Here is a 10,040-nt window from a genome sequence, read left to right on the forward strand (position 1 = left end):
CTACGACGGGTGAATGGTTCCGCACTGCACGTGATGGAAGCTCTGCCTCTGGGAGTCCCGTGTACCCACACGTCGGGGTTGACGCCTCGGGCCTGGCTGCGCTGCGCACAACGGTCGCTACGTTCCGAGACCTGTTGCGCGGCTTCGTCCCCACCGCGTACGCCGTCCCCGCCTTCGCCGCCGCGCCGGCCGGCCCGTGCTACGCACTGGCCGACGGCACCGCCGCGGTCGGCAGACGAGGACGCGCGTCCGGCGCCACCACCACCCGCCGGCCGGCCGCCGACAGCGACAGCGCCCGGATGATGGACCTCGTCGAGCGGGCCCAGGCCGGTGAGGCCGACGCCTTCGGGCGGCTGTACGACCAGTACAGCGACACGGTCTACCGCTACATCTACTACCGCGTCGGCGGCAAGGCGACCGCCGAGGACCTCACCAGTGAGACGTTCCTGCGCGCCCTGCGCCGCATCGGCACTTTCACCTGGCAGGGCCGCGACTTCGGCGCCTGGCTGGTGACGATCGCCCGCAACCTCGTCGCCGACCACTTCAAGTCCAGCCGTTTCCGTCTCGAGGTCACCACCGGCGAGATGCTCGACGCCAACGAGGTCGAACGCTCCCCGGAGGACTCCGTCCTCGAGTCCCTCTCCAACGCCGCCCTCCTGGACGCCGTACGACGTCTCAACCCCCAGCAGCAGGAGTGCGTCACGCTCCGGTTCCTCCAGGGGCTGTCCGTCGCCGAGACGGCGCGCGTCATGGGCAAGAACGAGGGGGCCATCAAGACCCTCCAGTACCGCGCCGTCCGCACCCTCGCACGTCTCCTTCCGGACGACGCGCGCTGACCCCCACCACCACGCCTACCGACGGCAACTAACTCACGTCCAGTGGAAGACCGTTGACTTCCCCAGTCGATCATCAGCAGTCCGTAACCCAAGTGCCGCGCCAGTCGTTGTGCGGGATACAGGCTCCCTGTGGTCACGTCCCGACCGTCTCCGATCACTCGATCGTGTGGAAGCGGTCGCGGACGTGCAACCCCCAGGACCCCAGGGGAGTCGACCGTCATGACGAGAGGAGGTGCCGCCAGTGATCGCGAACGTATCGGCGCACCGGCGGGCGAGCGCCTTCGCCCAGGCCCTGGAGGAGCAGTCCGACCAGGGCACGGCGGCCGAGCAGTCCGAAGGATCGGCACCGGCCCCGGCCGCTGCGGACCAGACCGAGCAGGGCCGCCTCCCGGCCCTCGCGACGCGTCTCGCCGAGCTGCCCAAACCGGAGCTCGACCCCGAGGTCAAGGTCGTCCAGCGCGCCCAGTTGGTCGCCGCGATGGAGGCGATGCTGCAGGCGGGCACCATGGGTGAGGCAACGGACGCATCGGTACCCGAGCAGCGTTCCCACCGCGCGCGGGGCACCCACCGGGCGACGCCGCTGGGCAAGTTCCGACCGCGCTCACGGCTCGCCAAGGGCCTGACCGCCGGCGGCCTCAGCGTCGGCGTCGCCGCCGGCGCCTTCGGCGGGGTCGCCGCCGCGAGTTCCGACGCCCTGCCCGGTGATTCGCTGTACGGCCTCAAGCGCGGCATCGAGGACTTCAAGCTCGACTACCTCGCCGAGGGCGACGGCGAGCGCGGCCGGACGTACCTGGACCAGGCCTCGACACGACTGGGCGAGGCCCGTCGGCTCATGGAGCGCGGCCGCGGCGGCGCCCACCTCGACCACGAGTCGCTCGGCGAGATCCGCCGCGCCCTGTCCGGCATGCGGCACGACGCCTCCGAGGGCCACCGCCTGCTGCACGCGGTGTACGAGCGCGACCCGGACTCCCTGGGCCCCATCCAGGCCCTCTCCGCCTTCTCGCGTTCGCACCGCGACGTGTGGGGCGCCCTGCGCGACAAGCTGCCCGTGCAGCTCGGGGACGTCAGCCGGGAGGTCTCGTCGGTCTTCGACGCCATAGACCAAGACGTGGCGCCGCTGCAGTCCCTGCTCCCGGAGCCCCCGGCCAAGGGCGGCAGGACCGACGACGGCGGCCGGCCGGGCTCGGGTCCGGCGTCCACCGGCACCTCGGACACGGGCCGCGCCACCGCACCCGGCACCGGCGGCGGCGCGTCCGACACCGGACGCACCGGCAGCAGCGGCAGCCCCAGCAGGTCGTCCTCCACCGGCACCGGAGAGGACGGGCTGCTCGGCGGCAACACCGGCGGCCTCCTCGAGCCGCCGCAGGACGCCGACAGCGCCCCCCCGTCCACGAGCAGGCCTCCGACCGCCGAGCCGGACGTCACGCTCCCGCCCCTGCTGCCGGGTCTCCTCCCCGGCCTGGGCATCGACAACGAGGACGCCGGCTAGCCGCCGTCCGTACCTCGGGCACGGCGATGGGGGCACCCCTTCCACAAGGGGTGCCCCCATCGCCGTGTCGGCCGTCCGCCGGAGGTCGCGCCACCGCAGGCCCGGCCGTGTCAGAAGAACACCGACCGCCGCTGCACCAGCAGCTTGTACAGGGTGTGCTGGATCTGTTCCCGCACCTGGTCCGTCAGGTTGAACATCAGCATCGGGTCCTCCGCCGCCTCCGGCGGGTAGCCGTCCGTCGGGATCGGCTCGCCGAACTGGATCGTCCACTTCGTCGGCAGCGGGATCGCACCCAGCGGGCCCAGCCAGGGGAAGGTCGGCGTCAGCGGGAAGTACGGGAAGCCGAGGACACGGGCGAGGGTCTTGGAGTTGCCGATCATGGGGTAGATCTCCTCCGCCCCGACGATCGAGCAGGGGATGATCGGGGCGCCCTGCCGCAGCGCCGTGGAGACGAAGCCGCCCCGGCCGAACCGCTGGAGCTTGTAGCGCTCGCTGAAGGGCTTCCCGATGCCCTTGAAGCCCTCCGGCATGACGCCGACCAGTTCGCCCTGCCCCAGCAGCCGCTCGGCGTCCTCGGAGCAGGCGAGGGTGTGGCCGAGCTTGCGGGCGAGTTCGTTGACGACGGGCAGCACGAAGACCAGATCGGCCGCCAGCAGCCGCAGATGACGGCCCGCCGGATGGTGGTCGTGGACGGCGACCTGCATCATCAGCCCGTCCAGCGGCAGCGTCCCGGAGTGGTTGGCGACGATGAGCGCCCCGCCCTCGGCCGGGATGTTCTCGACGCCCTTCACCTCGACCCGGAAGTACTTCTCGTACACCGGCCGCAGCAGCGACATCAGGACCTGGTCGGTGAGCTCCTCGTCGTAGCCGAAGTCGTCGACCTCGTAGTCGCCCGTGAGCCGGCGGCGCAGGAAGGACAACCCGCCCGCAATACGCCGCTCCAGGCCACCCCCGCCCTCGCCCTCGCGCGGCTGCTGCTCACCCGTACCGGTCACGGGATCATCATCCTGCGCAACGGCCCTGGTGGGCAGGGGCTGGACCTCACCGACCTCACCGATCTCACGGACCGGCGCCGGCTCCCCGCTGCCGCCGCGCCGGCTCCCCGAGCCCCGGCGCCGCGACGGCCGCTGAACGGCACTCCCGCGGGACCGGTCGTCGTCGAACGGAATGACCTTGGCGTCCGCCATCGTTGATGCGCTCCTCAGTTGGCGCTCTGGGTCGGGAGGGGGCCGCCGCCCGCGACGGGCAGCGCGGCGATCCGGTCGACGGCCCCGGCAAGGGCCTCGGGGGGCAGGAGACCCGGCCCCTGGCTGCGTGCGAAGTCCGCGAAGGTCTCCGCGGTGGTGTACCTGGGCGTGAATCCCAGCGTCTCGCGCATCTGGTCCGTCGCCACCACCCGGCCGTGGGTGAGCAGCCGGATCTGCTCGGGCGCGAAGTCCGTCATGCCCAGCGTACGCACCAGGGACCCCGCCCAGGTGACGGCGGGCAGCAGCAGCGGCACGGTGGGCCGCCCGAGCCGCCGCGAGCACTGCGACAGCAGCAGCACGCCATCGCCGGCGATGTTGAAGGTCCCGCTGTTGAGCGTGCCACGCGCCGGCTCGTGCGAGCCGATCCGCAGCACGTCGATCACATCGTCCTCGTGCACGAACTGCAGCCGGGGGTCGTAGCCGAGCACGGTCGGCAGGACCGGCAGCGAGAAGTACGAGGCGAGGGGCGTCTCGGCGGTCGGGCCGAGGATGTTCGCGAACCGCAGCACGCACACGGCGACGTCGGGCCGCCGCCGCGCGAACCCGCGCACATAGCCCTCGACCTCGCAGATGTCCTTGGCGAACCCGCCGCTGGGCAGTGATTTGGCCGGGGTGGTCTCGGTGAACACCGCCGGGTCGCGCGGCGCTGACCCGTACACGGTGGTGCTGGACTTCACCACCAGCCGCTTCACCGTCGGCGACTTCTGGCAGGCGCCGAGGAGCTGCATCGTGCCGATGACGTTGGTCTCCTTGACCGTGGTCCGGCTCCCGCTGCCGAGCGCGGTGGCCGTCACGTCCAGGTGGACGACGGTGTCGGCCCCGGTCTCGGCGAGCACCCGCGCGATGGTGGGCTGCCGGATGTCGGCCTGGATGAAGTCCGCCCCGCCCAGATGGTGCTCGGGCCGCACGGCATCCACCGCGATCACCCGGTCGACCTCCGGGTCCCGCTGGATCCGTCGTACGAACCGGCCCCCCAGCTGACGGGCCACTCCGGTCACGAGCACGACCTTGCCCAAGATCAGCGCCTTCCTTCCGCACTAGGTCCGGCTCTCGGTCTCGCACTGGTCACCCTGCCGCGTTCCCCGTCTGCGGGCCAACTTAGCGGGTCGATGTCGCGCCGTGACGACCGCCCGACGGACGAGGGAACGCGTCGCGCCGGTCGTACGACCGACACTCCCTCCGGCCCGTCCGCGCATACGACCGGGGTTCAGCCCGCCGTACGGGCCCCGGATACGCGTGTGGCCCCCCACCGGTGCTCGATGGGGGGCCACACCACGCTCTCGCGGTTCGCGTCGCGAACTTACTTCTTGTTGCGACGCTGGACGCGCGTGCGCTTCAGCAGCTTGCGGTGCTTCTTCTTGGCCATCCGCTTGCGCCGCTTCTTGATAACAGAGCCCACGACTACCCTCGCTCACTTCTCATCACTCGGTGCTGGGCGCCATGGGCCCATACGACCTACGAGGGGCTAGCCTACCCGCCCGAGTGCCGAGGAACGTAATCGAGGGGGCGGACGGGACCCGGGAGATGCCCTGTACTGCCTTTTCCCGGCCCCCGCCCGCCCTCGCCGTCAGGCGGTTTCCACCCCCACGTAGCTCTCGCGGAGGTACTCGTGAACCGCTTGCTCCGGGACGCGGAAGGACCGCCCCACCCGGATCGCGGGCAGATGACCGCTGTGCACCAGGCGGTACACGGTCATCTTCGACACTCGCATCACCGAGGCGACTTCCGCCACGGTAAGGAACTGAACCTCGTTCAGAGGCCTCTCGCCAGCTGCAGCCATGACACACCTGAACCTTCCGCACTCGACTCGACGGCCACCGGCTTCCCCTTCCGGTGACTCTTCGTCGCTGCGTGCTCACTCCCCAATGTAGGGGCGGGTGATGCGAGTGGGGAAGAGGTGCACCCATCGGCGGCCTACTGTGACAGACACGCCCGATTGAGTACGTAGCGGGTCAGCGGCAGGTAGTAATCGGACCGCACGCCATCATCGACCGGAACGACCACGGAGACGAGCCCCTCCGCCTCCCCCACGAACAGCGCGGGATCGTCGGTGTCCGCCAGACCGACGGCCTCGAACCCCAGCTGACCTGCCCCGCAGACCCACCCGTGGTCCCCGATCACCAGCTCCGGCAACGGTCCGCCGGCCTGCGCCGCCGCCTCCAGCGCCAGTCTGACCGGCAGGGGTGAGTGCGCGTGCACGCCGGTCGCACAACCGGGGCGCCCGGCGTCCGTTCCCCGCACCAACCCGACGCCCCGTACGTAGTCCAGGGTGAGCGTACGTAGACCGAACCGGGTCGTTATGTCGACACAGCGACCCTGCGCCGGGGTGAGGACAGCACATCCCGCCGCCGACAAGGCGTCTGCCAGAGCGCCGTAGAACCCGAGCAACCGGTGGGGATGCCCGGTTCCGAGCAGCACGGGCGCACCACGCCGGGCGACCACCGCGAGCCGCCCGGCGAAGGCGTCCAGCGCGGCGACGGTCCGCTCCGGGTCGATCACATCCTGCCCGGATACACACCCTGGATCGGCCGAAACCCCACACTTCTCCGCCATCAACCCGATCACGTCCCGCACCCCCCAGGCCCCTTCGGGATCAATCCCGATCAACACCCGAGGATCCCGAGCGGCGAACAGCCGGTAACTCCGCAGGCTCTCCTCCCGAGAGGTCCCCACCACCCCGGCCAACCCGGCCACCACCAGCTGCCTCCGCAGCCCCCCAAGCGGTTCCCACACCCCAACGATCCTGACGCACGGACCGCACGGGCACGAGGAAAAACGAGGGAAGGGCGCACGGTTGGCGTAAGCGACGGACACGAGAGCTCACCACAGCCATCCCGCCCCCGTGCCATCCCGACAAGAGCGCTCGGCCCACTGAGCACCACCCACGACACCGTCACGACGACGCCCGGCACACCCAGTCCCGTTCCCCGGGCGCCACCGCGACGACAGCGCGGCACACACCCAGCACCACCCGCGGCGCCACCACGACGACGCCCCGGCACACCCAGCACCACCCGCAGCGCCACCGCGACGACGCTCGGCGCATCCAGCCCGTCCGGCGTTTGAGGACGAGGCCCGTCCAGGGCCGATGCGGGGTGCAGGGGCGCAGCCCCGCCGGGGCCCCGGGGCGGAGTCCCGGAACGGGGTCGAAGGGGCAGAGCCCCTGGTGACGGGAAGGGTAGGGGCGGCGGGGGCGAAACAAAAAGCCCCCCACCCCCTACGCCAACAACCCCCGCAACGGAAACACCGCCCGCCGCGTGGCCAGCACCGCCTGATCCACCCGATCCGCAGGGTCGTACCCCGCCCCCCACTCCCCCCACCCCACAGGCCACCGCCCGTCGGTCATCCGCCCCGGCCCCAACTGCCGCGTCCGGGCGAACACCTCCCGCCGCCACTCCTCCGGAATCACCGTCTCCGGCGCCACGGGCACCCCCGCCGCCACCCCGACCAGATGCGCCCACGACCGCGGCACCACATCCACCACCGCATAACCGCCCCCGCCCAGCGCGACCCACTTCCCCCCGGCATGCTCGTGCGCCAGCTCATGGCAGGCCACCTGCACCGCCCGCTGCGCGTCCAGCGACACCGCGAGATGAGCCAGCGGATCCTCGAAGTGCGTATCGGCCCCGTGCTGCGTCACCAGCACATCCGGCCGGAAATCAGCGATCAGCTCCGGCACCACCGCATGGAACGCCCGCAACCACCCCGCGTCCCCCGTCCCCGCCGGCAGGGCCACGTTCACCGCGGATCCCTCCGCCGCGTCCGCTCCCGTCTCCTCCGGCCACCCGGTCTGCGGGAACAGCGTCCGGGGGTGCTCGTGCAGCGAGATCGTCAGCACCCGCGGGTCCTCCCAGAACGCCGCCTGCACCCCGTCCCCGTGATGCACGTCGACGTCCACGTACGCGACCCGCTCGGCGCCCAGCTCCAGCAACCGGGCGATCGCGAGCGACGCGTCGTTGTACACGCAGAAACCCGACGCGCCACCGGGCATCGCATGATGCAGCCCGCCCGCGAAGTTCACCGCGTGCAGCGCCTCCCCCCGCCACACCGCCTCCGCCGCCCCCACGGACAGCCCGGCGATGAGCGAGGACACCTGGTGCATCCCGGCGAAGGCCGGATCGTCCACCGTCCCGAGCCCGTACGACGTGTCCGCCGCCCGCGGGTCGGCGGAGGCCGCCTTCACGGCCTCGATGTAGTCCTCCCGGTGGACGAGCCGCAGCGTCGACTCGCCGGCCGGCTTGGCGGACACGACGTCCACCTCCCGGTCCAGCCCCAGGGCACTCACCAGCTTCCGGGTCAGCTCCAGCCGGACCGGATCCATCGGATGGTCCGGGCCGAAGTCATAGCCCGTTACTCCCTCGTCCCACATCAGCTGTGCGCGGCCGCTCATGCCCGCCACCGTATCGGTCCGGTTGACGGTCGAACGACCGGGCGTACACCAACGTCACCAGCACCAACACCATCGGCACCACCATCGCCCCCCGGTAGCTCCAGACGTCCCCCAGCGCCCCCACCAACGGCGAACCGATCAAAAAGCCCACATAGTTGAACACATTCAGGCGAGCGACAGCCGTGTCCGACGCCCCGGGGAAGAGCCTTCCCGCCGCGGCGAACGTCTGCGGCACCACCACACACAGCCCCAGGCCGACGAGCGTGAACCCGCCCATCCCCACCCAGGCCCCCGGCGCGACCGCGACCACCGCGAACCCCAGCCCCGCCACCAGCGCCCCCACCCGTACGACCGCCACCGCCCCGAACCGCCGCACCCCGAAGTCCCCGAGGGCCCGCCCGACCAGCGTGGTCACCATGTAGACGTTGTAGGGAACCGTGGCCAGCTGCTCACTGCTCCCCAGCACGTCCTGGAGGTACTTCGCGCTCCAGTTGGACACCGTGGAGTCCCCGATGTAGGCGAAGGTCATCACCAGGCACAGCGGCAACAACAGCCGGAAGACGACGGCACCCTCGCCGTCCGCCTCCGCCGCATCCCCGGGACCGCTCACCCCACCCCGCTCGCCGTCCCCGTCGACATACCACCGGCTCCCGACCACCACCGCCGGCAGCAGCACCAGCACCACCGGCAGATACGACACCCACAGCGCGAGCTCCCAGTGCGCCCCCGCCCACGCCAGCGAGGCCCCCGCGATCCCGCCCAGGCTGTACGCGGCATGGAACCCGAGCATGATGCTGCGCCCGTAGGCCCGTTGCAGACTCACCCCGAGCATGTTCATCGAGGCGTCCAGCACGCCCACCGAGAGCCCGAAGGCGGCCAGGGCGACGCCCAGCTCCCCCATCCGCTCCCCCGCCCCCACACCGAGCAGCGCCAGGAGCACGACCGGCTGGGACCACCGCAGCAGCCGGCCGGCCGGAATCCGCTTCACCAACTGCTCGGTCGCCACGCTCCCGACCCCGGCAAGCACCGGCACCGCGGCGAGGAACGCGGGCAGCAGCGCGTCAGAAACCCCGTACCGGTCCTGGATCGCCGGAATCCGGGTCACGAGCAGAGCAAAGGCGACGCCCTGCACGAGAAAGCTGAACGCCAACGAGGCCCTACCGCGCCGCAGCACTTCTGTCATGGCGGCGAGCGTAGGGCCCCGGCGAACCCGTGGGTAGATCCAGCCAAAGATGAGTTCCCCTCATCTTCGCCGGCCGCTCTCACCCAGCAGGTCACCCAACTCCCCCATGTCACAGAAGAGTTGGTTGGCTCCCGCAAGCTTCGCCGCCGGCGTCATCCCCGTGAAGCCGTACACGTCCATCCCCGCCGCGACAGCCGCCTGCACCCCCAGCGGACTGTCCTCGACGACGACACACCGCTCCGGCGCCACCCCCATCCGTTCGGCGGCGTACAGAAAGAGGTCGGGCGCCGGCTTTCCCTTCCCCACGTCCTGCGAACTGAAGATCCGCGCTTCCTCGAACCACCGGTCCAACCCGGTCGTCCGGTGCCCCACCCGAATCCGCTCATGACTGCCGGACGAGGCGACACAGTACGGCACGCCGTCCGCCACCAGCTTCTCCAGCACACCGACGACCCCGGGCACCGGCTTCAACTCCTGCTCGAAGGCCGCGAACACCCGCCGGTGGAAGACGTCGTCGAACTCCGCCGGCAGCCGCCGCCCCGTCCGCTCCTCGACCAGGTCGTGGACGCGGTGCAGGGCGGACCCCATGTAGTCCCGGATGGAGTCCTCGTACGTCGTGGGATGCCCGAGTTCCGTGAGATAGGCGGCCAGGAGACGGTTGGAGAGGGGCTCGCTGTCGACGAGGACGCCGTCGTTGTCGAAGATCACGAGGTCGTAGCGCATGCCCCGACCCTAAACGCAGCGGCACACACCCCCGGAACGCAGAAAACCCCGTACCGGTGTACCCGGTACGGGGTTTTCTCAACAATTGTTCGGCGGCGTCCTACTCTCCCACAGGGTCCCCCCTGCAGTACCATCGGCGCTGTAAGGCTTAGCTTCCGGGTTCGGAATGTAA

10 protein-coding genes and 1 rRNA gene are annotated in these 10,040 nt (G+C 71.0%); 2 read left to right on the forward strand and 9 right to left on the reverse strand.

Annotated features, from left to right (window positions below):
* Nucleotides 1-59 precede the first annotated feature (59 nt).
* Nucleotides 60-836 carry an ECF subfamily RNA polymerase sigma factor, BldN family gene (locus tag ACZ4YY_RS35670; RefSeq protein WP_468299311.1) on the forward strand — a complete coding sequence of 259 codons (777 nt, stop codon included), beginning with the start codon at nucleotides 60-62 and terminating at the stop codon, nucleotides 834-836.
* A gap of 241 nt (nucleotides 837-1,077) precedes the next feature.
* Entirely contained in the window at nucleotides 1,078-2,325 is a 1,248-nt protein-coding gene (locus ACZ4YY_RS35675; RefSeq protein WP_468299313.1) for a DUF5667 domain-containing protein, read from the forward strand.
* Between the two features lie 110 nt (nucleotides 2,326-2,435).
* Here ACZ4YY_RS35675 and ACZ4YY_RS35680 read toward each other — a convergent pair whose 3' ends face one another.
* The 9 genes from ACZ4YY_RS35680 to rrf all read right to left on the reverse strand — a co-directional run.
* Nucleotides 2,436-3,512: a lysophospholipid acyltransferase family protein gene (locus ACZ4YY_RS35680; protein WP_468299315.1), complete on the reverse strand. Its 1,077-nt coding sequence runs from the start codon at nucleotides 3,510-3,512 to the stop codon at nucleotides 2,436-2,438.
* A gap of 14 nt (nucleotides 3,513-3,526) precedes the next feature.
* Nucleotides 3,527-4,588: an NAD-dependent epimerase/dehydratase family protein gene (locus tag ACZ4YY_RS35685; protein WP_468299317.1), complete on the reverse strand. Its 1,062-nt coding sequence runs from the start codon at nucleotides 4,586-4,588 to the stop codon at nucleotides 3,527-3,529.
* A 284-nt stretch (nucleotides 4,589-4,872) separates the two neighbouring features.
* A complete protein-coding gene (locus tag ACZ4YY_RS35690; RefSeq protein WP_003948845.1) occupies nucleotides 4,873-4,971 on the reverse strand; it encodes a 30S ribosomal protein bS22 in 99 nt (32 codons plus the stop codon).
* A gap of 168 nt (nucleotides 4,972-5,139) precedes the next feature.
* Nucleotides 5,140-5,352: a helix-turn-helix domain-containing protein gene (locus ACZ4YY_RS35695; RefSeq protein ID WP_004984898.1), complete on the reverse strand. Its 213-nt coding sequence runs from the start codon at nucleotides 5,350-5,352 to the stop codon at nucleotides 5,140-5,142.
* 134 nt (nucleotides 5,353-5,486) lie between these two features.
* Nucleotides 5,487-6,314, reverse strand: a complete 828-nt coding sequence (locus ACZ4YY_RS35700) for a phosphatase (protein ID WP_468299325.1) — start codon at nucleotides 6,312-6,314, stop codon at nucleotides 5,487-5,489.
* 475 nt (nucleotides 6,315-6,789) lie between these two features.
* Nucleotides 6,790-7,962 carry an acetoin utilization protein AcuC gene (locus ACZ4YY_RS35705; RefSeq protein ID WP_468299319.1) on the reverse strand — a complete coding sequence of 391 codons (1,173 nt, stop codon included), beginning with the start codon at nucleotides 7,960-7,962 and terminating at the stop codon, nucleotides 6,790-6,792.
* Complete coding sequence (locus tag ACZ4YY_RS35710) at nucleotides 7,913-9,145, reverse strand: MFS transporter (RefSeq protein WP_468299321.1); 1,233 nt, start codon at nucleotides 9,143-9,145, stop codon at nucleotides 7,913-7,915. Before ACZ4YY_RS35710 ends, ACZ4YY_RS35705 begins: the two co-directional genes overlap by 50 nt.
* 60 nt (nucleotides 9,146-9,205) lie before the next feature.
* Nucleotides 9,206-9,868, reverse strand: coding sequence for an HAD family hydrolase (locus ACZ4YY_RS35715; protein WP_468299323.1), 663 nt, complete (start codon nucleotides 9,866-9,868; stop codon nucleotides 9,206-9,208).
* An 87-nt stretch (nucleotides 9,869-9,955) separates the two neighbouring features.
* Nucleotides 9,956-10,040 (reverse strand): 5S ribosomal RNA (gene rrf, locus ACZ4YY_RS35720); the annotation flags it as partial.

It is taken from the genome of Streptomyces sp. NPDC030143 (assembly GCF_055573695.1).

Bases quoted from the DNA above. Each gene is read 5' to 3' on its own strand.
- ACZ4YY_RS35710 (WP_468299321.1), bottom strand. From the start codon at position 9,145: ATGACAGAAGTGCTGCGGCGCGGTAGGGCCTCGTTGGCGTTCAGCTTT.
- ACZ4YY_RS35695 (WP_004984898.1), bottom strand. From the start codon at position 5,352: ATGGCTGCAGCTGGCGAGAGGCCTCTGAACGAGGTTCAGTTCCTTACC.
- ACZ4YY_RS35680 (WP_468299315.1), bottom strand. From the start codon at position 3,512: ATGGCGGACGCCAAGGTCATTCCGTTCGACGACGACCGGTCCCGCGGG.
- ACZ4YY_RS35705 (WP_468299319.1), bottom strand. From the start codon at position 7,962: ATGAGCGGCCGCGCACAGCTGATGTGGGACGAGGGAGTAACGGGCTAT.
- ACZ4YY_RS35715 (WP_468299323.1), bottom strand. From the start codon at position 9,868: ATGCGCTACGACCTCGTGATCTTCGACAACGACGGCGTCCTCGTCGAC.